This is a genomic window from Nonlabens sp. (genome assembly GCF_018401815.1).
Classification (GTDB): Bacteria; Bacteroidota; Bacteroidia; order Flavobacteriales; family Flavobacteriaceae; genus Nonlabens.
In genome coordinates, this window is the sequence record NZ_JAGYKG010000001.1 from 468,259 (window position 1) to 494,182 (window position 25,924).

At 37.8% G+C, this 25,924-nt stretch carries 25 protein-coding genes; 13 read left to right on the forward strand and 12 right to left on the reverse strand.

The window, feature by feature from the left end; all coding sequences use genetic code 11:
* The first annotated feature begins 1 nt into the window (after position 1).
* Positions 2 to 1,279 carry a rod shape-determining protein RodA gene (gene rodA / locus KG732_RS02125; protein WP_213520737.1) on the forward strand — a complete coding sequence of 426 codons (1,278 nt, stop codon included), beginning with the start codon at positions 2 to 4 and terminating at the stop codon, positions 1,277 to 1,279.
* Between the two features lie 237 nt (positions 1,280 to 1,516).
* On the forward strand, positions 1,517 to 2,170 hold the full coding sequence (locus KG732_RS02130; protein WP_213520738.1) for an O-methyltransferase: 654 nt from the start codon (positions 1,517 to 1,519) through the stop codon (positions 2,168 to 2,170).
* A 287-nt stretch (positions 2,171 to 2,457) separates the two neighbouring features.
* Here the strand turns inward: KG732_RS02130 and KG732_RS02135 are convergent, their stop codons facing one another.
* The 6 genes from KG732_RS02135 to KG732_RS02160 form a co-directional block, all read right to left on the reverse strand.
* On the reverse strand, positions 2,458 to 2,733 hold the full coding sequence (locus KG732_RS02135) for a twin-arginine translocase TatA/TatE family subunit (protein WP_213520739.1): 276 nt from the start codon (positions 2,731 to 2,733) through the stop codon (positions 2,458 to 2,460).
* Between the two features lie 43 nt (positions 2,734 to 2,776).
* Positions 2,777 to 3,598, reverse strand: coding sequence for a hypothetical protein (locus tag KG732_RS02140; RefSeq protein ID WP_213520740.1), 822 nt, complete (start codon positions 3,596 to 3,598; stop codon positions 2,777 to 2,779).
* A gap of 125 nt (positions 3,599 to 3,723) precedes the next feature.
* Positions 3,724 to 6,021, reverse strand: a complete 2,298-nt coding sequence (locus KG732_RS02145; protein WP_213520741.1) for a M1 family metallopeptidase — start codon at positions 6,019 to 6,021, stop codon at positions 3,724 to 3,726.
* 62 nt (positions 6,022 to 6,083) lie between these two features.
* A complete protein-coding gene (locus KG732_RS02150) occupies positions 6,084 to 6,695 on the reverse strand; it encodes a DUF6702 family protein (protein ID WP_213520742.1) in 612 nt (203 codons plus the stop codon).
* A 72-nt stretch (positions 6,696 to 6,767) separates the two neighbouring features.
* A complete protein-coding gene (locus tag KG732_RS02155) occupies positions 6,768 to 7,316 on the reverse strand; it encodes a hypothetical protein (protein WP_213520743.1) in 549 nt (182 codons plus the stop codon).
* Entirely contained in the window at positions 7,306 to 8,184 is an 879-nt protein-coding gene (locus KG732_RS02160) for a carboxypeptidase-like regulatory domain-containing protein (RefSeq protein WP_213520744.1), read from the reverse strand. The genes KG732_RS02155 and KG732_RS02160 overlap by 11 nt, the downstream gene beginning before the upstream one ends.
* 120 nt (positions 8,185 to 8,304) lie before the next feature.
* Between KG732_RS02160 and pepE the strand changes: the two genes are divergently transcribed.
* From pepE to KG732_RS02185, 5 genes are all read left to right on the forward strand, one after another.
* A complete protein-coding gene (gene pepE / locus KG732_RS02165) occupies positions 8,305 to 9,027 on the forward strand; it encodes a dipeptidase PepE (protein ID WP_213520745.1) in 723 nt (240 codons plus the stop codon).
* 82 nt (positions 9,028 to 9,109) lie between these two features.
* Entirely contained in the window at positions 9,110 to 9,388 is a 279-nt protein-coding gene (locus KG732_RS02170) for an N-acetyltransferase (protein ID WP_213520746.1), read from the forward strand.
* Positions 9,385 to 9,921: a GNAT family N-acetyltransferase gene (locus KG732_RS02175; RefSeq protein WP_213520747.1), complete on the forward strand. Its 537-nt coding sequence runs from the start codon at positions 9,385 to 9,387 to the stop codon at positions 9,919 to 9,921. Before KG732_RS02170 ends, KG732_RS02175 begins: the two co-directional genes overlap by 4 nt.
* Positions 9,922 to 9,927: 6 nt before the next feature.
* Positions 9,928 to 10,383: a GNAT family N-acetyltransferase gene (locus KG732_RS02180; RefSeq protein WP_213520748.1), complete on the forward strand. Its 456-nt coding sequence runs from the start codon at positions 9,928 to 9,930 to the stop codon at positions 10,381 to 10,383.
* A complete protein-coding gene (locus KG732_RS02185) occupies positions 10,380 to 11,069 on the forward strand; it encodes a M15 family metallopeptidase (RefSeq protein ID WP_300980273.1) in 690 nt (229 codons plus the stop codon). The genes KG732_RS02180 and KG732_RS02185 overlap by 4 nt, the downstream gene beginning before the upstream one ends.
* A 106-nt stretch (positions 11,070 to 11,175) precedes the next feature.
* Here KG732_RS02185 and KG732_RS02190 read toward each other — a convergent pair whose 3' ends face one another.
* Both KG732_RS02190 and KG732_RS02195 read right to left on the reverse strand, forming a co-directional pair.
* The gene (locus KG732_RS02190; protein WP_213520749.1) at positions 11,176 to 12,114 is read right to left on the reverse strand and encodes a mevalonate kinase; all 939 of its coding nucleotides are present in this window, start codon (positions 12,112 to 12,114) and stop codon (positions 11,176 to 11,178) included.
* 9 nt (positions 12,115 to 12,123) lie between these two features.
* A complete protein-coding gene (locus tag KG732_RS02195) occupies positions 12,124 to 13,179 on the reverse strand; it encodes a diphosphomevalonate/mevalonate 3,5-bisphosphate decarboxylase family protein (RefSeq protein ID WP_213520750.1) in 1,056 nt (351 codons plus the stop codon).
* A 218-nt stretch (positions 13,180 to 13,397) separates the two neighbouring features.
* Between KG732_RS02195 and KG732_RS02200 the strand changes: the two genes are divergently transcribed.
* From KG732_RS02200 to KG732_RS02225, 6 genes are all read left to right on the forward strand, one after another.
* The gene (locus KG732_RS02200) at positions 13,398 to 14,654 is read left to right on the forward strand and encodes an ABC transporter permease (RefSeq protein ID WP_213520751.1); all 1,257 of its coding nucleotides are present in this window, start codon (positions 13,398 to 13,400) and stop codon (positions 14,652 to 14,654) included.
* Positions 14,655 to 14,909: 255 nt separating this feature from the next.
* Positions 14,910 to 15,896 (forward strand): pseudouridine synthase, encoded by a 987-nt coding sequence (locus tag KG732_RS02205; RefSeq protein WP_213520752.1) that lies wholly within the window; start codon positions 14,910 to 14,912, stop codon positions 15,894 to 15,896.
* 92 nt (positions 15,897 to 15,988) lie between these two features.
* Positions 15,989 to 17,377, forward strand: coding sequence for an arginine decarboxylase (locus KG732_RS02210; protein ID WP_213520753.1), 1,389 nt, complete (start codon positions 15,989 to 15,991; stop codon positions 17,375 to 17,377).
* A 170-nt stretch (positions 17,378 to 17,547) separates the two neighbouring features.
* A complete protein-coding gene (gene speB, locus KG732_RS02215) occupies positions 17,548 to 18,483 on the forward strand; it encodes an agmatinase (protein WP_213520754.1) in 936 nt (311 codons plus the stop codon).
* A 14-nt stretch (positions 18,484 to 18,497) separates the two neighbouring features.
* Positions 18,498 to 19,466 (forward strand): deoxyhypusine synthase family protein, encoded by a 969-nt coding sequence (locus KG732_RS02220; protein ID WP_213520755.1) that lies wholly within the window; start codon positions 18,498 to 18,500, stop codon positions 19,464 to 19,466.
* A 338-nt stretch (positions 19,467 to 19,804) separates the two neighbouring features.
* Positions 19,805 to 21,340: a bifunctional GNAT family N-acetyltransferase/carbon-nitrogen hydrolase family protein gene (locus KG732_RS02225; protein ID WP_213520756.1), complete on the forward strand. Its 1,536-nt coding sequence runs from the start codon at positions 19,805 to 19,807 to the stop codon at positions 21,338 to 21,340.
* Positions 21,341 to 21,398: 58 nt separating this feature from the next.
* Here the strand turns inward: KG732_RS02225 and KG732_RS02230 are convergent, their stop codons facing one another.
* The 4 genes from KG732_RS02230 to KG732_RS02245 form a co-directional block, all read right to left on the reverse strand.
* Complete coding sequence (locus tag KG732_RS02230; protein WP_213520757.1) at positions 21,399 to 21,965, reverse strand: helix-turn-helix domain-containing protein; 567 nt, start codon at positions 21,963 to 21,965, stop codon at positions 21,399 to 21,401.
* Positions 21,966 to 22,079: 114 nt separating this feature from the next.
* A complete protein-coding gene (locus tag KG732_RS02235) occupies positions 22,080 to 23,480 on the reverse strand; it encodes a glycosyltransferase 87 family protein (protein ID WP_213520758.1) in 1,401 nt (466 codons plus the stop codon).
* Positions 23,480 to 24,967, reverse strand: a complete 1,488-nt coding sequence (locus KG732_RS02240) for a cellulose synthase family protein (RefSeq protein WP_213520759.1) — start codon at positions 24,965 to 24,967, stop codon at positions 23,480 to 23,482. The genes KG732_RS02235 and KG732_RS02240 overlap by 1 nt, the downstream gene beginning before the upstream one ends.
* On the reverse strand, positions 24,964 to 25,638 hold the full coding sequence (locus tag KG732_RS02245; protein ID WP_300980274.1) for a glycosyltransferase family 2 protein: 675 nt from the start codon (positions 25,636 to 25,638) through the stop codon (positions 24,964 to 24,966). The genes KG732_RS02240 and KG732_RS02245 overlap by 4 nt, the downstream gene beginning before the upstream one ends.
* Positions 25,639 to 25,924 lie beyond the last annotated feature (286 nt).

The window sequence follows — 25,924 nt, forward strand, 5'->3', positions numbered from 1 at the left end:
TATGGGAATAGGAGATAAACCCAAATATGACCTTGCCTCAATACTTATCTATACGGCACTAGTTTTCATAGGATTAATAAGTGTTTATAGTGCTGCACCTGTTATAGAATATACTTCCATAACTGATATCAATGAGGTTTATGGGAAACAACTCCTTTTCATTGGAGTTTGCGCCATACTCATCATTGTCATACTTGCTATAGAAGTTAAATTTTACGAGCGATTTGCTGGTCTTATTTATGTGATTTCAATACTCTCGCTAGCTGGACTATTCGTTTTTGGTAAAGAAGTAAATGGCGCCACATCTTGGTATCCTTTAGGACCCTTTACCTTTCAGCCAAGTGAATTTGCAAAATTTGCCACCGCACTTGCTGTGGCAAAATTTTTAAGCCAACTCAATGTCTCCTTAAAAAATGTTAGGGATTTTATGATTATTTCAGGAATCATCGCCTTACCTGCACTTCTTATCACGCTTCAACCAGACCCTGGAAGCGCTTTGATTTACACCGCTTTTTTCTTTGCCTTACAAAGAGAAGGCTTATCACTTTGGTATTTAACTTTAGGGCTTATAGCCTTGGTGTTATTCTTTAGCGCCTTAGTCATTAACATTGGGTGGATCATACTGGCTATTCTGGTCAGTATTACTGGTATCTATTTGCTTTCGCGAAAGCGAAAACACAAAAAACACTTGGCCAAGCCTCGAGTTTATCTTTTTGTAATAGCAGCACTAACTTGCATTGCTTATACCTTTTCTACCAGCTATATATTTAATAATCTTTTAGAAGACAGACACAGAAACCGCATTAATATTGTGTTAGGAAAAGTGCAAGACGATGCAGGTATAGGCTACAACATCAATCAAAGCATGATTGCTATTGGAAATGGGGGTTGGACCGGAAAACCCCTTCAAGAAGCTACTCAAACCAGAGGAGGCTATGTGCCAGAACAGCATACAGATTTTATTTTTAGTGCAATAGGAGAAGTTTCTGGACTTGTTGGGACCAGCACTACCATCATACTTTTCATGCTGCTCCTCTATAGACTCATCATTATGGCCGAAAGACAACGCAATCAATTTGCGAGAGTCTATGGATATGGAGTTGCTGGAATATTTTTTCTTCACTTCTTTGTAAATATTGGAATGGTCATAGGGCTTCTGCCTACAGTGGGAATACCTTTGCCTTTTATGAGTTATGGTGGTAGTGGTCTTATGGGATTTACTATTTTATTATTTCTCTTTATTAAACTCGATGCCCATAGAATGAGTTATGATCATTGATCATCAATAATTGCCTGATAGACATACCTTGAAACACGTAGCGACATTATGAAGATTTTATGAACCCTATTCACGTCTTATAAGTAAATCCATATCCCTATCCCTATGGTACTATCACATACTCACCATACTTTTGCCGCATTTGAGCTTGCAAAAAGTGCACAAATCCAAATAGAAGTAGTTGCATTAAATAAAATTAGTGCAGAGTTCGTACTATTGTAGTTCTAATACAGATCTATGTTTTTCCTTCCTCAACATCTTGATGATTACATTGTCGCTCATTCTGAAGACGAACCACAAATCCTTCAAGACCTTGCCAGAGAAACCCATCAAAAAGTATTGCAGCCTATCATGTTGTCTGGACCATATCAAGGTAGGGTTTTGAGCATGATCTCCCATTTAAAAGCGCCTCTTAGGGTTCTAGAAATAGGAACTTTTACGGGTTATTCGGCACTATGCATTGCAGAAGGGATGCCGGCAAATAGTGAACTGATCACTATTGATATCAATGAAGAATTGGAAGATTTTGCAGCCAACTATTTTACACGCTTTCGCGAAAGCGGAAACAATAACATCTCTATTACCCAAAAAATAGGTGATGCGATACAACTGCTTCCAGGGTTAGAAGGAACTTTTGATCTTATTTTTATAGATGCTGATAAACCCAATTACGTAAACTATTTTCATCTTATTATGGACAAAGTACACTCTGGAAGTTTAATCATTTCTGACAATGTGCTATGGCACGGTAAAGTGGTGGAAGATCTGAATGAAAAGGACAAATCAACACCTGTACTACTGGAATACAATAAGCTATTAAAAGAAGACCCCCGATTGCAAACCGTATTATTGTCTGTTCGTGATGGACTGAGCTTAAGCAGAGTGTTGTAGTCTTTTTTATGTTATAGAAAACAGCATAAAACATCCTTACTCGATACAAGACCTGCTTGCCTAACTGCAAAAATAGCTCCCGGATAATGAGGCACTATACCTATTCTAGAAAGCATAAAAAATTACTGGCTTAGGCACTTTTTTAAAAGAAGGTATCAAAGCACCTATAACGATCGACAGTTTTTTATACGCGTAACAAAAGGCCAAAATAGTGACAGTTTTCCTTTGATCCAGCCGTGAAAGCATTTGAAAAGATCTTGATCAATTTCATTAAGAGCTTGAAACACTTAGAACTTCCGTTTAATCGACCCAGAATCTTCTATCTGATCTTTCACTTCTTCTATTTGTTTGGTAATTTCTTTGACATCTACATTAAATCCATGCTCGTCGGCACTTTTTGTAATTTCGTTTTTGATGTCATCGGTTGCATTTCGAACGGTTTTCATTGCTTTACCTATACCTCGCGCAATTTCCGGCAACTTATCTGAGCCAAAGACTAATATCACCACCAAGCCTACTATCATAAGCTCTGGAGTACTGATAAATAAAGGGATCATTTTCATGGTGCAAATATACGATAGGACAATTTTTTAATAGAGTTTGAACCTACAGATAATTAAAAAATTCAAATGTGGTGGCAGTAAACCCAGATTCCGTTTTTGTTATTTCACGCGCATTAGGAAACAGATCCTCTTGCAATGAATACCTATACAAAAATGAACGATCTGCGATAAAGTTTCCAGATACTGAGGTATAATCTATTCTACTGCTGGGTAAATATCTAGTGTAGGGAATAAATTCAGGAAATATAATAAGACGTAAAACATCATTCATATCCCTAAATGGGTTGTTATTCAACTCATAAGTAAACTCACTGTAACCCATCAACGTTGAGCCATTAATATCTATCCGATCAATGCGACTCACATTAAAGTTTGTGGTGTATTGATAACGCAAATCTTCTGTTTGCGTGGTAATGCCTGATCCATTAGTAATCCTAGTCACTATTCTATTTATCCTATTTTGTAGGTCGATATACAGCTGTTTCTGCACCTGCTCCCCATTTGAATCTGTGTAATCAAGGAACACAGAGTCGGAGGTATAGGTAAAATTATATACAATGGGGCTTCCGGCTACTTTAGTGGCTGTTATCAATCTATTATTGGCTGTATACTCAAAATCATAAACCACATTTGTTGTCCCAATAAAGGATACTTGACTGATCAGTTCCTCTTCATTATAGACCATACTTACATTTTCTGTAATGTTAGCCATTACATTTTGGGCTACTTGAATACTACTCAACCTAACTAGATCTCGTATAGGTACCACCTCTCCATCAGTTCCATTGTTTTGTTGATCCAGAGAAGGGTCATCACAGGAAGTGAAAAGAATAGAAAAAACACACAAATAGTAAAGGTATTTCATGTTACAAAGGTATTTATTAACAACGCCAATTAAATCTTAAAATATTCCATTCCAATTGAATAGGTAACAAAAAAAACCAGATTCTTTGCGAATCTGGTTTTAAAGTTATCTCGAAAAGGTGATTCTTACTTTTTCATTTGCTCAAACTTGCTTACCTCAGCAGCAGTTGGCCAAGTGTTGTTAGAAGTATCAACATCTGCAGTTTCTAATTTAGGGTCAATTACTATTTTAGTAATCTCCTTAGTACTTGCTTTGCTTAAGCCCACTTCTTTATCGTTTAATCTCCAGATTTCTGCAGGGTGTGTAACGGTTTCTGTAGTACCATCTGCAAAAGTATACTCAATAATGATAGGCATTACAAGTCCACCTGGCTTCTCTACTGTTATTTCATAGAAGTATTTAGGAGATTTCATAGCGGCTCTTTCTGCTGCTGTAAAGTTATCCATCATAAAGGTTTTTAACTCTCCTACTACTTCAGCAGGTTCTTTACCTTTAAGATCTTCATTATAATCTTCACTTCCTTCCTTCACCATATAAACTAAAGCAGGCACTCTACTTTCGTCTATATTTCTTTCCTTCATCATATCTTTCATAGCTTGATTTTTTTCGCTAGAGACAAAGTATTTATCTACAGATTTAATACCCATATCATTAAACTGAGTAGTGTAAAACCATCCTCTCCAAAACCAATCCAAATCTATAGCACTTGCGTCTTCCATGGTACGGAAGAAATCTTCAGGTGTTGGATGTTTAAACATCCATCTTTGAGAATAGGTTCGGAATGCATAATCAAATAATTCTCGACCCATTACCGTCTCTCTTAGGATATTAAGAGCCGTACCTGGCTTACCATAAGCATTAGAACCGAACTGGTAGGTATTCAGACCTTTACTCATAATAGGAGCAATATACCTTTGGTCTCCGGCCATATAGGGAACAATATTAGCTGCAGGCCCACGTCTTGATGGGTATGCGTCTAATCCTTCTATTGCAGCTGGATAATTTTCTCCCATATCTTGCTCTGCGACATACTGAACAAAAGTATTCAAACCTTCGTCCATCCAGGTCCACTGGCGTTCATCAGAATTTACGATCATAGGAAAGTAATTATGACCTACTTCATGAATAATTACAGAAATCATCCCAAACTTTACTCGATCTGAATAATCCCCATTCTCATCAGGACGTCCATAATTCCAGCAAATCATAGGATATTCCATCCCTTGATTCTTTGCGTGAACAGATATTGCTTTGTGATAAGGATAATCAAATGTCATTCTGGAATAAGACTTTAAGGTCTGTGCTACCGCCTTTGTAGACCACTGTTCCCATAATGGATTACCTTCTGGGGGATAAATAGACACTGCCATGATATCCTTTCCTCCTACCTTTACTGCCATAGCATCTGCTACATAACGTCGAGATGATGTCCATCCAAAGTCACGAACGTAATCTGCTTTTAATTTCCAAGTCTTCATAGCTTTGGCACCAGGCATCATTGCAAGTTTTTCAGCCTCTTGCTGAGTCCTAATCACCACTGGATTTTCAAAAGATTTTTGTGCTTGCTCATAACGTGCTAATTCTGTACTAGAATATACCTCCTTTCGATTGGTCAATTTTCCAGTACCATCCAACCAGTGATCTTCTGGTACGGTGATGTTTACTTCAAAAGTACCAAACGGCAATGCAAATTCATCGCGACCCCAAAATTGACTGTTTTGCCATCCTTCTACGTCATTATAAACCGCCATTCTAGGATAGAATTGCGCAATAACATAAGCTCTGTGCCCATCAGGAAACTGCTCGTAACCACTACGCCCACGGCCTTCTACGTGGTTGTTAATAGTGTAATCCCACTCAATATCAAATTCAAAATTCTTTCCTGGCTTCAGTTGCTCTGGCATCTCTACACGCATCATCGTTTGATTGATCATGTATTTTAAAGGGTTGCCATTTTTATCTAGCACTTTTTTGATATTGAAACCCCCGTCAAAAGGTTCTTGCAAATAGGCACTTGCAAAACCTGAAGGCTGCATAAAAGGCTGTACGCCTCCACCCTCAATAAGAGGAGTTTTAGAGTCTTTAGCACGCATATTTTGATCTAGCTGTACCCATAAATAGTCCAAAATGTCTGGAGAATTATTGGTGTAAGTAATCGTTTCATAACCATAAATATGATGATTTTCATCATCCAATCTGATGTCCATCTCATAGTCAGCGCGTTGCTGGTAATACTTAGGACCCGGGGCACCACTGGCGCTGCGGTATTGATTAGGTGTAGAAAATTCCTGATACAACTGACGGAATTTATTGATGTTAGTATGTTCTTGAGCCTTAGCCTCTTCTTTCTGAACTTCTTCTTGTGCAAAAGAACCATAAGAAACCAGCATCATACTGATAAACAATAGTTTAATAGCTTTCATGTATTTATTTTAAATTAATCGTTGCTAAATTAACAATAATGAATAAGTTATACAGCTTTTAACTAAAACTTTACAGTATCGGTTAATTTGTTTTTGTCCATAAGCAGGCTGCGACGTTCACCGCCGATTTTCATATGAACCAAGTTTTTCTGTTCTTCAAACAGCTCTATAAATGCATTGAATCGCATCGTTATCACCTCAGGCATCTTTGGAGAAGGCAGTTCAATATAAAGCACTATTTGATCTGACTCATACTCGGCACCTATAAAACTAGGAATAGCGTTTACGCCATCGATTTGCACTTCTAATTTTTGGGTGATATAACTTTTTAAAAGTGGGTACACCTGCTCTATGCTGGACTTATCTCCTAATGCGATAGGGTTTTCCATTCGAGAATTGAGCACCTCCTCCATATCATCTATAAAAAATCGAGTAACCATCTGTACGCTTTTGGCATTTTTACTATAAGTAGCGTTAGATACCGATATGTAGTATTTATGAAGCGTGTTATCCTCCCTATTACAAGAGATTTGAAGTTGACCTAATGAAAAAACTAACTGCTCCACACCGGTATCCACTTGTCCAGAAGCTAGAGCATGATCCTTTTTGGCAAAAGAAACCAGCAGGAAACCCACCAAAACTAATAAAGGAAAGCTTTTCATGTTAATAATCATTTTTTTGTTTTTAAATCCATGTTCCGCTTGGAGTTTTTTTTAAAAAAACACCGCACCGTAACATATAGATTTTTATAATAGTATAAGGTCCCCTAAATAAATACCGTGAAAACGATCTCCATTTAAGTCTTCACCGTCTATTTCTATAGCATATCCCGTTTGATAAGGAGTAACACTAACGTAACCAGAAACTAATGGTAATGGGCGATTTAATGAATTGTTAGAGTCATAATCTATGTCATAAGCAACATAAGCATTCCCTGAATTTTGATCGGCGTTTATGGTATACGTGCCCGTTTGTAAGGCAGTCTCCTGATTTCCATAGAGCACTACATCCAACAGCACACCTAATCCTTGAAATTCACTATTAACATCTAAGGTAAGGTTTTCATCTGTAACAAAAGCAGTTGTTCTATAGACCTCGGATCGCACTTGTACAACATCATTATAATAAGCAGCAGTAGACTCAAACGAGTTTACAGGCTCTGGCCCATAAAAAAAGGTGTTCACTACTATTGTCGGACCCGAAGGCAGGTCATCATCTCCCTCACAAGATGTGGCACTCAATAAAAATAGAGTGATCAAACTATAAAATGTGTTTTTTAGTAAACTATTTTTCATTGCTTTTTTCTTTTTGAGAAGGCAAGAGGCCTTCTGTTTCTTTGTAATAATTTTTCTTTGATTTGAACAAAGTTACTTGATTTGAAAGGAATTGAAGCAAATCGAGCTCTCTTTCTGGTTCAAACATGGAGGCATTGAGTCCGTTATCTTTTGAAAAATACATAAACTCAAAAAGGTGTTCTTCAGGTATTTTTAAATACTCTAGCAAGTATTCTGTACGGTACTTGTTCTTTAACATATAAACGTCAAACTTTTCCTTATCTACCTTAGGCGGAGAACCAGTGTTCACATCGAGTCCTTCAAGGGTACCCAAAAGCGCCAGAGAAGCAAGTGCTCCAAATATATTACTCATATTAAATCGTGGCTGGCTTTGATTAAAAGCTTCATTCCTTACGGCATATTCTTCTGGTTGTTTGATGCGGTCAGACATAGTGTTTTCCATGCGGTCTACAGCTCTTGTTTTCACGTTAAACTCGCTTACCTCATCAATTTTAGGGTCTACATAGGTCGTTTTTTTAACCTTAATACGCATCAAACCATCGACTAAAACTACTTCATCGAGCTGGTTCACACCTTCACTGAGAGAAATAATAATTTTTCTATCCTCTATTACGTTCTTAGTAATTGTTAAAGAAAAGGATTCTAATTGTACCGCTTTAAAAGAAAGTTGATCCTTCTCTCGAGCATGAATAAAAAAACCTCCTTCTTCATTTGTCACAGTACCTTCAAGTGAACTTAAATTAAAAACAGTAACCCCTTCCAACGGCTCATTGGTGGTACTATTTATAACACCTTGTATCTGTATGCGTTCTTTTTGAGCACTAACCAATCCACCGACTAACAATAGAAACAGTAACATCTTTTTCATAATATGGAGGTATCCGTTGACTTAAAATAATGTCAAAACAACTTTAATCTACACAAATAACGTTCAAATAATCCTATCATTGTTGGAGTTTAACGATGTTTAACCAAGTAAAATCAAATCATGAGAAACATGATCATTGCCAGCACCTCTACTATTCATGGCACCGAATACCTTTCCTATTTACTCCCGACTCTATTAGAAGCTTTTCATAAAAATCATATACAACAACTTCTATTCCTACCGTATGCGCGTCCAGGCGGCATTTCTCATATGGAATATACCGAAAAAGTTAGTACTGCTTTTCAAAAAACCCCTATTACAGTAAAAGGAATACACGAATTTGAAAATCCGCAGAAGGCCATAGAAAATGCTGAAGCTATTTTCACTGGAGGCGGCAACACATTTGTATTAGTAAAAATGCTTCACGACTTGGATCTCATGTCCTTGCTGCGCAAAAAAATATATGCAGGAACCTGTTATATAGGAACTAGTGCAGGAAGTAATATTTGCGGTCTCAATATGAGAAACACCAATGACATGCCGATAGTCATACCGTCAAGCTTTAAAACCACAGGAGCCGTAGCTTATAACATCAATGCCCATTACCTTGACCCAGACCCTAACTCCACCCATATGGGAGAAACTAGAGAGCAACGTATCAAAGAATTTCACTGCTATAATGATCTGGCCGTAGTTGGACTGCGTGAAGGGAGTTATATCAGGGTACAAGGCAACGAAGAGATTTTATGCGGGACAACAACTGCAAGAGTTTTTACAAAAGACAAGGATGCCATAGAAGTGAACCCCGGGTATGATTTTAGTACACTTTTTAAAGCACACTAAAACCTTTTTAGAGCAATTTAAGATTAACCCATTATCTTTAGGCTTGATTGATACTGCATCATTTATTAGAAACCCGAATATTATGGCACCTATTCCACATAACGAAAACGACTCTAAAGGTATTTTCTACCTAAAAGAAAACAAAATCTCAGCAGCCTTGACTTTCTTTTTAAAGGTCAATGCCATGACTATAAATTATACTGAAGCAGACCCTAAGCAGGAAGGAAAAGGCTTAAAAACGGCACTAGTAAGAGAAAGTTGCCATTTTGCAAAAGAAAAAGGCCGAAAAATACATCCGCTTTACCTGTTTGCTGAAGTTCTTTTTGACAAAAATGACTATTGGAATAGGTTTAGCGCATGATATTAGAAACAAAACGTTTGTATCTAAGGCCTTTTCAAGAGGAAGACGCTCCTTTTCTTTTTGACCTCAATAGCGACGAAGAAGTGATGCGATACACGGGAGACCATGCGTTTAAAAACCTAGAGGCCGCAAGAAAATTTGCAGTTGATTATGTTACAAATACGCAGGGACCTTGTGTATTATACGGTATGGGAAGAAAGGCCGTAATCAGAAAAGAGGATGAGGCCTTTTTAGGTTGGTCCGGATTAAAGAAACATCAAGAAGAAGCTTTTGTGGACATAGGGTACCGCTTCCTAAAAAAATATTGGAACAAAGGCTATGCAACAGAGGCTGGGGTTGAAGTGTTAAGGCATGGCTTTCAGGACCACGGATTGGATAAAATAGTAGCTCATGTTCATGAACTCAATTATGGCTCGCAAGCAGTAGCAGAAAAGCTAGGAATGCATTTAGAATATCGATTTTTATGGGAGGGTAGAAAAGCGGCCAGACGCTATGAAATCAGTAGAAAAACCTACCTCAATAATTCAAATTAAGTAAAAATGATTGACATACAAACAGTCACCGCAAGAGAAACTTTTCCTGTAAGGCATCCAGTTCTTAGAAATGGAAGACCATTAGAGGACTGCCATTTCTCTGGAGATGAATTGGGGACCACATTTCATCTAGGCGCTTTTGAGAAGGATAAAATAATAGGTGTGATCACTTGTTTAATGAATAAAGATGTGCACCTTGAAAAAATTGCAGCGTTTCAACTACACCAATGCTACCAGCTAAGAGGTATGGCGGTTTTAGAAAGCATGCAAGAAAAGGGAGTGGGGAAGAAATTACTCAAAAAAGCAGAACAATTACTCAAAGAAAAAAATATTCGAGCGATTTGGTTCCATGCTCGTATTGTGGCAGTGCCTTTTTATGAAAAAATGGGCTATAAAATTGCTAGCGGCGTATTTGTCATTCCTAACGTAGGAGATCACTTTAAAATGATAAAAGTATTATGATGCGATTCATCGGGCTGGTGCTGATTGTAACAATAATTGCAGCTTCACAAAAAGATCCTAAAGAACTCACTGGACAAAGCCCTAACCCTAGTCGTCTATTAGAGAAAGAAGCTCAAGCGGCGTTGGATCTAATGAAAACTGCGGCGGCAAAAGAAGGCATTCAACTCAAGGTGGTATCTGGTTACCGGAGTTTTACTCGACAAAAACAACTATGGAATAGCAAGTATAAAAAATACGAACTGCAAGGACTTGAACCAGAAGCGATTTTTGATAAAATCGTAGAATACAGCACCATCCCTGGCACCTCTAGACATCATTGGGGAACGGATATCGACATAATTGATGCACATGCAAGCTACAGCGGTGATGTATTAGTCCCTTCAAATTTTCATGGTACTGGTCCTTTTTGTAAACTCAAAGAATGGATGGAACAACAGGCTTCCAATTACGGCTTTGAACTGGTCTATACCGATAACGATCGGCGCACTGGTTTTAAATATGAGCCATGGCATTATAGCTATGCCCCGCTTTCGCGAAAGCGTTATCAGGATTATTTAAAAAACATCGATCTGGTTTCATTCTTAAGGGCAGAAGCTATTATGGGAATGGATCAAATCAGTGAAGAACGCCTCCACCGTTATCTAGAAGAGCATATAAAAGGAATCAACCCTCAATTAAAAGGCTGATTCCATCAGCGAATTTACTAGTTATTTGAATAAATCAGTAAGGGAAATCCAATAACAAAAAACGCCCAACTTTTCAGCTGGGCGTTATTGTAGGAATCTTTATTTTTTAAAAAGAATACACCACTTCTAGTTGGTAATCTTCTAAAGTTTTTTTGGCCTTTTCTAGATCTTCTGTAAAGCCTAAGATATAGCCTCCACCACCAGAACCGCAAAGTTTTAAATAGTAATCCCCTGAGTCGAGCCCTTGCTTCCACAATTCATGAAATTGAGCAGGAATCATAGGTTTGAAATTATCTAGAACGATATGTGATAGGTTCTTTACGTTCCCAAAAAGTCTATTTACATCACCAGACAAAAAGTCTTCTACACACCTATCTGTATATTTAACAAACTTATCTTTTAACATAGAACGGAACCCTTCTTGCTTCATATTTTCCATAAAAATATTCACCATAGGTGCCGTTTCTCCAACTATTCCCGAATCTAATAGAAAAACAGCCCCTCTTCCTGTCGCTAGTTGGGATGGAATTCCAGCAGGTTCTATGTCTTGTTGGGAATTGATCAGTATAGGCAGACTTAAATAAGAGTTTAGTGGATCTAAACCTGAGCTTTTTCCATGAAAGAAACTCTCTATTTTTCCAAAAACATCTTTTAAAATCAGTAATTTTTCTCTAGTTAGGTTCTCTAAAACCGTAATTTTATCAATGGCATATTTGTCATAAATCGCGGCAACTAAAGCGCCACTGCTTCCTACTCCATAACCTTGAGGAATGCTGGAGTCAAAATACATCCCGGCATTCACATCACTTTTAAGACTTAGAATATCAAACTGAGGGAAATCCTTATCAGTATCCTGAAGATATTGTATATGAGTGGCTAGGCGGTCTAAATTCTTATTCGACTGTGCTGAAGCATCAGTTAATTCTTCACTAATCTTCAAGGCTCCTTTATAAAAATTATAAGGAATGGAAAGGCCTTTGGAATCTTTAATAATACCGTACTCGCCAAAGAGTAGAATTTTGGAATAAAATAATGGTCCTTTCATATGACTAAGTTAGCATTTTTTTGCTCCTGTACCAATTTCATCACAAATATAGTGAGAGTTTTGACAATAGGACGCTAATTTGTTGTTCATCAGCTCATCGAGCTCCATTTTATATGCACTAGGAAATAACATATGCACATTTGCGCCGGCATCCAGTGTAAAACAAACAGGAATTTTTGTTTCTTTTCTAAAAGCCCAAATTTCATCAATAATCGACAAGGTGTGCGGCTTCATCAATATAAAATAAGGGTGTGAAGTCATCATCATGGCGTGTAGGGTCAATGCCTCACTTTCCGTAATCTTGATAAAAGTATCTAAATCCCCTTCTTGTAATGCCTTCTTTATAGTAGTTAAATTCTTTTGAGCTTGTTCAAACCTCGCTTTCGCGAAAGCGTGATCATTCATCAAGTCGTGACCAACGCTAGAGCTGACTACTTTCTCGCCTTTATCCACCAGCAAAATGGTGTCCTGAAAGTCCTGAAAGACAGGATGCAACAACTGGGTTTGATCTACTCCATAAAAATTAGAACTGTTTGCGGTATCTTTATGTGCACCCCATAAAACAGCTGCTCCTTGAATACTGCGGCAAGCGCTTCCAGAACCTAAACGAGATAAAAACGACATTTTATGATAATCCAGCGCAGTGCCCGTAAGCTCGCTTTCAAAGTCCATAATGCAGGCACTTAAAGCGGCCATACTACTCGCACTACTAGCTATCCCAGAACTATGCGGAAACGTATTGTGGGTATCGATATCAAAATAATAATTGCGTACCCATGGACAATAATCAACAACACGCTCCAAGTAGGCCTTGATTTTTGATGCAAAATCAGGCTTTGGCATCCCGTCATAACTGATGTTAAAGCCCGGCTCTCCTTTGGTAGCTTTTACACTAGTAATGGTGCGACAAGCGTTGAGGGTAAAACTAATAGAAGGATTTGCTGGTAGTTGCATCCCGTACTTTCCCCAATATTTTACCAAAGCAATATTAGAAGGCGCTTGCCATGTTGTAGCTAGCGATTCCTTTAATTCTACCTGACTTATAAGCTTAAAATTCTCTTCCAATGGTCAACCGTATTTAAAGGTCAAAGATAAGATAGGAAATGTTTTTAGAAAATCTTTGAGGTGCTGCTTTCCGTTGTTAAGAGAAAAAAGACTTTTTTTTTAAAAATTTGGTTCCTTGACCAAAGGGAATAAAAACTTTCTTATCTGTAACAAATAAGCTTCTTAGGTGTCCAATGAAAAAGCGTATTTTTAATAAGCCGAAAATCTAAACCCAGTACATGCTCATTTATCTTAGAGTTTTAAAGGAAAGTTTCTTTTTTGCCATTAATGCGTTACGCACCAATTTGCTGCGTACTTTTCTGTCCCTTTTAGGGGTTACTATAGGTATTTTTTCTATCATAGGTGTTCTAGCGGCCATTGATTCTTTAGAAAACGAGATAAGTGAGGGTCTGAGTTCTTTAGATATTTCTACTATTTATTTAACCAGTCAGTCTTTTGGCCCTACCGAGTTAGAACCATACCAATACGAGAGTTTTCCAAAAGTTACCTATGACGAGTTCCAGATGCTGGAGCGCAGTATGGGAGACATCGATGTCATGACCTACACTGTTTTTTCTGGTCCAGAAAACATAAAATTTGAGGATAAAACAGCCACAGGAGTGAGTATTGTACCGGGGACAGACAGTTATTACGACATTGATAATTTAAAATTAAAAGAAGGTCGCTTTTTTAATGGCGCCGAATCTAACAATGGCAGCCCGGTGGTCGTATTAGGTAGCGAGGTGGCAACAAGTCTTTTTGGAACTTCCGATCCTATAGGAAAAAGGTTAAGGCTTTATGGAAATAAATTTACCGTTATTGGAGTTCTAGAAAAAGTAGGCCAGGGTTTTAATATAGGACCGTCTAAAGATGGTAGTGCATACGTGCCTGTTAGTTTTGTTAGAAAAATTTATGGGGACAACAACAAATTTAGATTGCCCGCAATAATCTTAAAACCTAAAAAAGGAGTTGACACAGAAGAATTTAACGCTGTATTAGAACAAAAAATGAGAGTTTACAGGGGTTTAAGACAAGATGAACTATCCAACTTTTTTATCAACCCCATCAAAGGACTTGCTGATTTAATTGATCAAATAACTTCCGTATTAACCATTATTGGAGTTATCATTTCTGGTTTTTCAATGTTGGTAGGTGGTTTTGGGATTGCCAACATCATGTTTGTAAGTGTCAAGGAGCGAACGAACTTGATCGGGATTCAAAAATCTTTAGGGGCAAAAAGAAGGTTCATCCTTTCTCAATTTTTATTTGAATCCATCATCCTTGCTTTATTTGGAGGACTATTTGGACTGCTCTTTGTCTGGATTGCCGCGTTAATTGCAAATACCTTCGTAGAAGATTTTACTTTTATTCTATCTTCTTCCAACGTGATTCTAGGAACTAGTGTGAGTGCAATAATCGGCCTTTTGGCAGGCATAATTCCGGCTATTATAGCTGCACGACTTGATCCAGTAGAGGCTATAAGAACTGGAATATAGGTCAGAGATCTTCTTAAAACACCCAAGGCCTTCTTTTGGTTAGGTCCAGATGCTTTTGATAGTTGCCTTTTATTGACCTCGAGTAAGAAGCACTTGAGTAATGCCATGTATGAAATTACTGGTTGTACTTTTAATTTTAGTAAAAAAAAACACATGACAAATGGCTTTATAAGTACTAATCAAGTAGATTTTAAATTAAAAAACAACTTGATTTTCAAATAACTAAAAGGCTATCTTTGCAAAAAAATTCACAGGATGAGTAAAGGTAACGAAGGATCAAAAGGTAAAGGTAGCGGCCGCCGTGATGGCAAAAGCGCTGGTGCTTCAAAAAACAATGACAGGCGTAATGATCAATCATTTGACAACAAAGGGGGGGCTTCTTCTCGCAGCAAAGATTCTAATGACCGTCCTACTACTCGTGGAGGTAAAAATCAAGTAGTTGGAACTTCTCGTTCAGGTAATCCTGTTACCAAAAAAGAATACATCGACCGTAAAAAGTCAGAAAGTTTTACCAAAAGAAAGACAGACAAAGCTGGTACTAGGCTTAACAAATACATTGCCAACTCCGGTCTTTGCAGCCGTCGTGATGCCGATATTTACATCAAAGCAGGTAGTGTAAGTGTCAATGGAAAACCTGTTATCGAAATGGGCTACCAAGTGATGCCTGGAGATGAAGTGCGTTTTGATGACCGGCCTATACAGGCTACAAAAAAAGAATATTTTATTCTCAATAAGCCTAAAGGATTTAATTCTCCGCGTAAAGGAGAAGGCTCTACAAGAACCGTCCTGGACCTCATGGAAAACGCTAGTCCCAATAGCCTACATTTTGTAGGGCGCCTTGGAAGAACTTCCTTAGGGGTAATGTTGTTCACTAGTGATCTAGAACTTGCTAACAAACTGAACAACCCTAAACAAAAGTTACGCAAAATCTACCAAGTTGCTTTAGATCGCAGTTTTAAACACGAAGATTTAATGAAATTGCGTAATGGTATTCTCCTTGACCGTGAAGAAGTGGAGATTAAAGAAATCAACTACGTAGAGAATGGTAAAAATAATGAGGTTGGAATTGAAATTCACAGCGGGAAGGACAACATCGTGCAACGTGTATTTGAATCTGTAGGATATGAAATAAAAGTTCTTGATAGAGTGGTATTAGGCGGGCTTACTAAAAAAGATTTACCACGTGGTCATTATCGCAGATTGACCGATCAAGAGGTGATTAATTTGAAAATGATTCGATAAAAAAATTAACATCTCGTTAACAAATACTGATTTACATTTAAGCAATTTTGTGGGTAGGCACCGCTGCCTTAGCATATAAATTAATTTGTAATTTGAATACAAAATACATAGATCTCATCGATCAGACTTATTACTTCCCGACGGAAGAGTTTGAACTACAAGATGGGCAACTGCAGTTTCACGGTATTGACCTTATGGCTCTTGTTGAGCAATACGGGTCACCCTTAAAATTCACTTATTTACCAAAAATTTCAGATAATATAAATCGAGCAAAGGGCTGGTTCAATTCAGCTTTCGCGAAAGCGGACTACCAGGCAAAATACCATTACTGTTATTGCACCAAAAGCTCGCATTTTAAACATGTACTGGATGAGGCTTTATCCAATGACATTCATATTGAAACTTCTAGTGCTTTTGATATCAATATCGTTAACAAGTTAAGAGAAGAAGGTAAAATCCATAAAAATACCTTTGTTATTTGTAATGGTTTTAAACGAGACCAATACATAGAAAACATCGCAAACTTAATTGACTCTGGTCAAAATTGTATTCCTATCATAGACAACTATGAAGAATTAACGCTGTTGACTGATGCTACCAAGAAAAAATTCCATTGTGGGATACGCATCGCGAGTGAAGAAGAACCTAAATTTGAATTTTACACCAGCAGGCTAGGAATAGGCTATAAGAATATTCTTAGTTTTTATAAAACCCAAATAGAATCCAATGATCAAGTACGGCTGAAAATGCTGCACTTTTTCATCAATACAGGAATCAGGGATAATGCGTATTACTGGAACGAATTGCATAAATGCCTGAAGGTGTACATCAGTCTTAAAAAAATATGTCCTTCTCTGGACAGTTTAAATATAGGTGGAGGTTTTCCTATTAAAAACTCCTTAGTTTTTGATTTTGACTACGAGTACATCATCGATGAAATTGTTGGTCAGATCAAACAAGTTTGCGATGAAGCAGGAGTGAATGTACCGCATATTTTTACAGAATTTGGATCCTTTACGGTTGGGGAAAGCGGTGGAGCGATTTATAAAGTATTGTATCAAAAACAACAAAATGATCGGGAGAAGTGGAACATGATCAATAGCTCTTTTATTACAACCTTACCAGACTCTTGGGCAATTAATAAGCGTTTTATTATGCTTGCACTCAACCGTTGGAATGAGGAATACGAGCGTGTTTTACTAGGGGGGTTAACATGTGATAGTGATGATTACTACAATAGCGAGCAAAATGTAAACGCCATTTACTTGCCTAAATACCATAAAGAAAACCCTTTATACATAGGCTTTTTTAATACAGGAGCTTATCAAGAAAGCATAGGTGGTTTTGGAGGCATACAACACTGCCTGATTCCGGCACCTAAGCATATTTTAATACAGCGAGATACAGATGGAGAGATTCAAACTCGGGTTTTTAAGGAACAACAAACTTCAGAGCAAATGCTAGGTATTTTAGGCTATTAAAAACGCAATAGAAATCAAAACTATGGAAGGGATGGAAAAGTCAATTAAAACATACGGCAGGAAGACAGCAACTCGGTCTAGTCACCACCTCTTCAAAGTATTTTATGTATAATTGTTGAAATAAATACTAAAAAAACGCAACTTTTAAAACAACCTCTTAACTTCACCACATGAGCAATTCAAATTATGCAGGAATCCCAGATGAAAATGCCGGATTAGATAGTGCATCTATTGTTTTAATTCCAGTTCCTTATGATGGAACTAGTACCTGGCAAAAAGGAGCCGATAAAGGTCCTCAGGCATTTTTAGACGCTAGTGCTAACATGGAATTGTACGATATTGAAACCGATACAGAAGTGTATCATCACGGCATTTTTCTAGCCGATGCTGTTACCGAAAACAGTTCTCCAGAGGCGATGGTAGCTGCCGTGCATGCTGACACAAAAAAGTACATCAAGAAAAATAAATTTGTTACTCTTTTTGGTGGAGAACACTCCGTTTCTATAGGTAGTATTCGTGCCTTTAATGAAATGTATGAAAATTTGAGTGTACTTCAAATCGATGCTCATGCCGACTTGAGAAAAGAATACGAAGGCAGTAGGTGCAACCACGCTTGCGCGGTATATGAAGCAAGTCAAACCACCAATCTCGTTCAAGTAGGTATCCGATCTATGGACAGTATAGAAGTAGGTGTAAATGATGAAGAAAAGATTTTTTACAGTCACGAAATGCTTCAAGACGACTACTGGCCAGAAAAAGCTACAGAAGCACTGACCGAAAATGTTTTTATTACTATAGATCTGGACGCATTTGACCCCTCCATATGCCCCTCTACTGGAACACCAGAGCCTGGAGGAATGTTTTGGTACGAAACACTAGATTTCTTGAAAATGGTTTTTACAGAAAAAAACGTGGTAGGTTTTGACATCGTAGAATTATGCCCCAATCCAGCCGATAAATCGTCTGACTTTCTTGCAGCAAAATTGTATTATAAAATGCTGAGTTATAAATTTAAAAATATCGCTCTTGCAGGAGAAGATGGATATGACTCTGACAATACTTTTGCAAAAGCAGGATTAAAAAAAATGAAAAATATCGAAGATTAGTCTTCAAAAAAAACATGGCAAAACCAATAACAGATTTTATAGAAAAATACTTTTTACACTTTAACAGCGCTGCTCTAGTAGATGCTGCCAAAGGTTATGATGCGCAACTACATCAAGGATCAAAAATGCTGGTTTCCCTAGCTGGAGCTATGAGTACTGCCGAAATAGGCAAGATTTTTGGCGAGATGATACGCCGTGATAAAGTACATATCATTTCTTGTACTGGAGCTAACCTTGAGGAAGACTTGATGAATCTAGTAGCACACAGTCACTATAAAAGAGTGCCTAATTACAGGGATTTAACACCACAAGATGAGTGGGAGTTACTTGAAAAAGGACTTAATCGAGTCACCGATACATGCATACCAGAAGAAGAAGCCTTTAGAAGATTACAAGAACATATTGTTAAGATATGGAAAGATGCCGAGGCAAAGGGTGAGCGTTATTTCCCGCATGAATACATGTATAAATTATTGCTTAGCGGTGTTTTAGAACAGTACTATGAAATTCCTATTGAGAATTCATGGATGTATGCAGCGGCAAAAGCTAATTTACCTATCGTAGTTCCAGGATGGGAAGACAGTACTATGGGCAATATCTTTGCGAGCTACGTGCTCAAGGGAGAACTAAAAGCAAGCACCGTAAAAAGTGGTATTGAATACATGACTTTTCTTGCAGATTGGTATACCGACAACTCTCAAAAAGGAATAGGGTTTTTCCAGATAGGTGGAGGAATAGCAGGAGATTTCCCAATTTGCGTCGTGCCTATGTTGTATCAAGATATGGAGCGCACCGACACACCGTTTTGGAGCTACTTCTGTCAGATATCAGATTCTACAACTAGTTATGGGAGTTATTCTGGAGCCGTTCCCAATGAAAAAATTACCTGGGGAAAATTAGACCAAGACACCCCTAAATTTATTGTAGAAAGCGATGCCACTATTGTAGCGCCTTTGATATTTGCCTATTTGTTAGAAATGTAGTTGTAAGCGCCCTTAGTCAGTAAGGTAGAACAGTGACTCAAAATAATGGAAGTAGGATGGCAGGTGCTGCATATTTTGAATCTTGCCCAGACTGATAACCAAACTAGAAGGGAGATATTTAAAAAAGTCTGATCTTAAAGAACTATAGAATTCTATAATGCTAATTGCGGTTAACACAGTGTAAATAAAAAAATTGCTTTCGCGAAAGCGAAACACCAATCAAAACCTGTAAGTTGCTTTAAGTAAAGTGGCTTACAGGTTTTTTAGAATAAAAATTTAACGAAATCTCCAACTTAAACATTTAGAAAACGCAGTATATTGAGAAATAACAAAAAACTATGAGTGACTTTGACGTGAGTAAAATTGATAATTTGAATCTGGAGTTTTTACAACTTAAAGATTATGAAGAGCTGAAACATGCGATGATCGATTCTTATAGCAATCTGCCAGATTCCTACTGGAAAGAGGAGCAAATAAAAACCTTAGTAGAAAAGTTTCCGGAAGGTCAAGTCGTACTCAAGGTAAATGAAGAAATCGTTGCTTGCGCACTGAGTATTGTGGTAAAGTATGAAGACTTCAGTGGGCAGTATACCTACGAGCAAGTTACCGGGAATTATAAATTTACAACCCATGATGATGAAGGTGATGTTCTCTATGGAATTGAAGTCTTTATAAAACCTCAATATCGAGGGATGCGACTAGGACGCCGTTTGTACGACTACCGCAAAGAACTGTGTGAAAATTTAAATTTAAGAGGCATCGCTTTTGGCGGTAGAATACCCAACTATCACAATCATGCTAGTGAGATGACTCCCAAGGAGTACATTGAAAAAGTGCGCAATAAGGAGATTTTGGACTCTGTTTTAAACTTCCAATTGTCTAATGATTTTCATGTATCTCGCGTACTCAAAAACTACTTGGATGGAGATGCCGCTTCCAAGGAGTATGCCGTACTTCTGGAATGGGATAATATTTACTACACCAAGCCTATCACTAAAACCAGTGCCTTAAAAAGCACGGTGCGACTGGGATTGATTCAATGGCAAATGCGTCCATATCCTGGTTTTGAAGAGCTCATGCAACAAGTAGAGTATTTTGTAGATGCTGTTGCTGCTTATAGATCTGATTTTGCGTTATTTCCAGAGTATTTTAACGCGCCTTTAATGGCCGCCTATAACAACTTGAGCGTGAGTCAATCTATTAGAGAACTGGCGAAGTACACTGAAATGATCAGAAATCGCTTTTCTGAATTATCAATCAAATACAACATCAACATCATCACTGGTTCTATGCCTGAGATTGTTGATGGCCAGTTGTTCAACACCGGAAACCTATGCCGCCGCGACGGAACTATCGAACGTTATGAGAAAATCCACGTAACGCCAGATGAGCAAAAAGTATGGGGACTTCAAGGAGGGAATAACATACAAACCTTTGACACCGATTGTGGCACTATAGGGGTTTTAATTTGTTACGACAGTGAATTTCCCGAGCTAAGCCGTATTATGGCTCAAGAAGGCTTGCAAATACTTTTTGTACCCTTTCTTACCGATACACAGAATGCGTACGCCAGGGTGCGTCTGTGCTCTCAAGCTCGTGCTGTTGAAAATGAATGTTATGTGGCGATCGCAGGAAGCGTAGGCAATCTTCCAGCAGTAGAAAACATGGATATTTCTTATGCGCAAAGTGCGGTATTCACCCCCTGTGATTTTGCTTTTCCTTCCAACGGTGTCAAAGCTGAAGCTACCGCAAATACCGAGATGATTCTCGTAGCCGATGTGGATCTTGATCTATTAAAAGAGCTACACAATTATGGCGCAGTAAAAAACATCAAAGACCGCAGGACGGATCTTTATGAAGTGATTAAAAAGTAAACAAGCTTACTAAAAAAACAAAAGGTTTTCTAAATGTCTAACATATAGAAAGCCTTTTTTATTGAATCATAGGAATGACACTAGGGTAAGTGATTTGTTTGCCTCGACGGTTTGCTACAGCTAATATGATAGCCGCAATTCCATTCAAAGAAGCTAAGAGAAATACGATTTCAAGACCATATGAGCTTATAAAATTACCTTTATGCATTATTTTAAAAACAACCGCCGCCATAAAGATTATAAACCCAACTGCCTGAAATATAATCTGAAAATTCAATAACCTAGCTCCTACCTTTTGTAGGCCTTGAATTTTATCCTTTTTAGTCAACCACAAAACTAGGGGTAAAATGATATTCCCAATTGGGATAAATATTCCTGCTAGCACCGACAAATGAAAAAACATCAGGAACTGTAGGTCTTCCTTTTTATCATAGTCTAACAGCTCTTCAATAGGAATTCCTAAGGACTCGCAAATCAATTGCATGGTCTTCCCTCGAGGTTCATTCTCGTTATTTTCTATGCGCTGTATGGTGCGAAGACTTACCTGAGACTTCTCAGCTAACTCCTCTTGAGACATACCTTTTTTAAGACGTATCTCTTTAATTTTACTTCCAATAGGATTCATAGTTTTGGTTTTTGATTTGTTTGGAACCAATCTAATAAGGATGACTATTTACCTTCAAATTTAAGTATTGACTTGTTTACGTCATTCTTATGACAAAGATGTCAACATCCTGTTTTAAACGCTTTTAAGTTTTTTTTGGAGGTTATTTTTCTTGAAATATAGAATCTCCCATAAAAACACAGCGCCAACAACTGCATATTCTAATCCCACTACTACTAAATTCTCTGTAAATTGACTATTGGAATAAGTGTAATAACTTAGAAAAACCACAAAACTCCACACGAGCATAAATCGGTACCTGGTAAAAATAGAAAACAGCAATGGAATGGTGAGGTACCAAGGATGCACAGTCGTGGACAGGAGTAGGTAAATGAAAAATGAGAATACGATGCTGCTCAACAGCACTTCTGGAATTTCATTTTTTCGCTTCAATGCTATGAACAAGACCGATAAGAACGTAATCATAGGCAGTAGGACACCTGCCGTCTCGATCACATTATACCCGGTAAACTCATAACCTATAGCTCTTATCACATAAAAAACACTGGCGTTGAATTCAAAATTTCCAAACCACAACGCTACAGAAGCAGAATACTTTTCTATTAAGTCATTGCTGTAAAAAGGAAGGAAGCCTATAAGGACAATGGCACCTACCGCTAGGTAAAGGAAGCTGGCCCTCTTCCAGTCTAGCTTTCTAAACAATAAGGGCAGTACGATAAGCGGCGTCAGCTTTAACAGCACCCCATAAGCCAGAAACAAAGCCGTTTTAATTTGTTGTGATTTCAACAAATAATACACCGACAAAAGCAATAAAAAAGCCACCATGCCATCAAAATGCAAATTCCCTGTCAGCTCAATAACCACAAAAGGATTCAGAAAATATAAGAGGATCAAATAAGGCGATTTACCTAAAAGTTTCAATAGTTTTATTCCATAGAAAAAAATACCAACATCTGCTATGATAATAAAGACCCGCATCCACAGCATCGTAGCAAAGACACTTTTACCTCCTAAAAAAGCAGCTGCCGCAAAGAATAACTGATTCAGTGGCGGGTAATTAGTATAATGACCACTGGACAACTCCCCCATATTTGCATGTAAGTATGCTGCATTAGGAATAGACGTATCTGACCTCATCACCTCATCAGGCAGGTACAAATAGGGATTGTAGCCTTCTAGCAATTGCCTTCCATCCCATATAAATCTAAAGAAGTCTTGTGAAAGATTGGGCGTATAAGTAAGCAGCAGTAACCTACACATAACTCCAACTGCAAGAACCAACACCAACACATCAGAGTTAAAAAACCTACCCGTCCATTTCTTGGATAAGAGTCGATAATTCATTTGAAAAGCCTGCTTGCTCACTTTATAACATGCATATAAACATAGGAAAAGGAAGCTATAGACGAAGAGTGTTTCTGTGAATTGCTTTCGCGAAAGCGAGAAAAAGACAGCGTAAAGAACCGCACTAATGATGCTGATAATACCAAAAATATTACCGAGCTTTTGTTTCATTACTGCTTATCCGTAATACTGCGTATAAAGACGAATCCAAAACCAATAAAAAGCATTAAATGAAAAGGAAACAGTCCAAAATCACCCCCTTGATCACCTACCACAAAGGCAGAGTACATACCAAATGCAAAATAAAGCATGAGGATGCCTTCAATAATAACATTAGGATTGACTTTTTTAAGTACATACTTATTTGTTTTCCAGTTGCCACCCATGGCTTTTAGGTTGAATTTAGGCGTTCTTACAAACTCACTTCGCTTGCCTAAATGACCTTCTAATACTGCGACAGAATTATGAAAGGAAAAACCCATCGCAATAGAAAAGAACGTAAAAAACATACCTATATAGGATATAAAGTTTTGGAATCCGCCCCCGTAGGTTTTCTTATACATATACCAGTAACACACAAAAAAGATAATGGTGCTGATCACAAAGAAACTCATCACAATAAAATACTCACGCAAATGGCCGTATTCATTTTTTATATAGAGCATAGGAACGCTCAATAAAGCAACGATCAACACATTTAGAAACATTGTACTGTTTAACAAATGTAGTATTCCATGAATTTTGGAACGAAAGGACATGTCTGAAAAGATCACTCTTTTAAACATCTTTCTAAAATTCTCTGCACCACCTTTATTCCAACGGAACTGTTGTGAACGTGCAGCGCTAATAATGATAGGAAGCTCTGCTGGAGTAGTAACGTGCTCTAAATACTTGAACTTCCATTTTTTTAATTGTGCTCGATAACTTAAATCCAAGTCTTCTGTCAAGGTATCTCCTTCCCAATTACCCGCATCGTAGATGGTCTCTTTGCGCCATACTCCTGCTGTTCCATTAAAGTTGATGAAGTGGCCTTTAGAATTACGCCCTACTTGTTCTAAGGTAAAATGAGCGTCTAAGGCAAATGCTTGTATTTGTGTCAGTATGGAATAATCTCGGTTAAGATGTGCCCATCTGGTTTGTACTACCCCTATTTCTGGATCCTTAAAGTAAGGCAGGGTGTTATACAACCAATCGGCATTTGGAAGGAAATCGGCATCAAAAATTGCTATAAGCTCTCCTTTTGCTATTTTAAGACCTTCTTTCAGTGCCCCAGCTTTAAAGCCGCTGCGATCAATTCTTGTAATGTGTACCATGTCCAGCCCCGTTGCTGCCAATCTTTTTACATGAGCGGCGGTTGTCTCTACGGTTTCGTCGGTAGAGTCATCAAGTACCTGAATTTCTAACTTTTCTCTAGGGTAATCGATAAGAGAAATATTGTCTAAAAGTCGCTCCATAACATAAGCCTCATTAAAAACAGGCAATTGTATGGTCACGTAAGGAATTTCTTCTGGGTTGCTCAAATCCAATTGAGGAGATTGATCTACTAATTTTTGAGCCTTAACATAATTGAGCAACAGATTGAGTTGCGCAAATGCATAGAACAAAATCAGTAGAAGCGCTATAGAATAAACGACGATACAAATCCAAACTAATATCATTTTTTAAAACCGTATTTGAAAATCCATATCAATATCTTAACGCCTGCAAATATAGCACCTTTCATTGTGCCTGAAACCTTTGAAACACCTATTCGATTTCGGTACTTCATAGGCACTTCTCCGTACCTCATTCCCTTTTTTAACACCTTTAACTGCATCTCTACGGTCCATCCATAAGTGCGGTCTTGCATTTCCAGCTCCAGAAGTTGATCGTATTTAATGGCTCTAAAAGGGCCTAAATCTGTAAATGTAGACTTAAAAAAAAACCGCATCAGGGTAGTAGCTAGCCCATTACCAAAAATCTGAGGAATGGTCATGGATCCCTTTTCTCTCCATTTCTTTACTCGAGCCCCTAATACAAAATCCAAGTTATCTTCTACAATAGGTACTACTAACTGGGTAAGTTGCTCAGGATAATCACTGTAATCTCCGTCTAAAAAAACGATAATATCGGTAGGACTAGTTAAAGCTGCCACATATTCCATTCCTTTTAGACAGGCATTTCCATATCCTGGGGTTGCCTCTTCTACCACCGTTGCTCCGGCATCACGGGCATTAATCACGGTATCGTCGTTAGAATTATTGCTGCAAACAATGACCTCTGTCACTATAGACGGTATGTCTTTAATGACCAGAGGTATGGATTCGGCTTCATTATAAGCAGGAATCAATACTCTTATGATGGGTGTTGCGTTCAGTATAACGTATTTGAAAAGTGCTGCAATTTAAGGATTATGAATGAGTTGAACTGTACATAAATGCATATTATTCTTTTTAAATATCTTACATAAAACTCTTGGAGTCGCTTTAAATTTACAAGAGCTGGTTGCTTCTCCTCCTTTTCTTTTTTACTTTGAACTCTTTTACACTAAAAAGACTGGAAGACTTTTAATAAGGCCAAAATTCATCACAAAGAGTGTGAAAATCTTTCCAACCGTAGCTGCGTAATTATGGAAA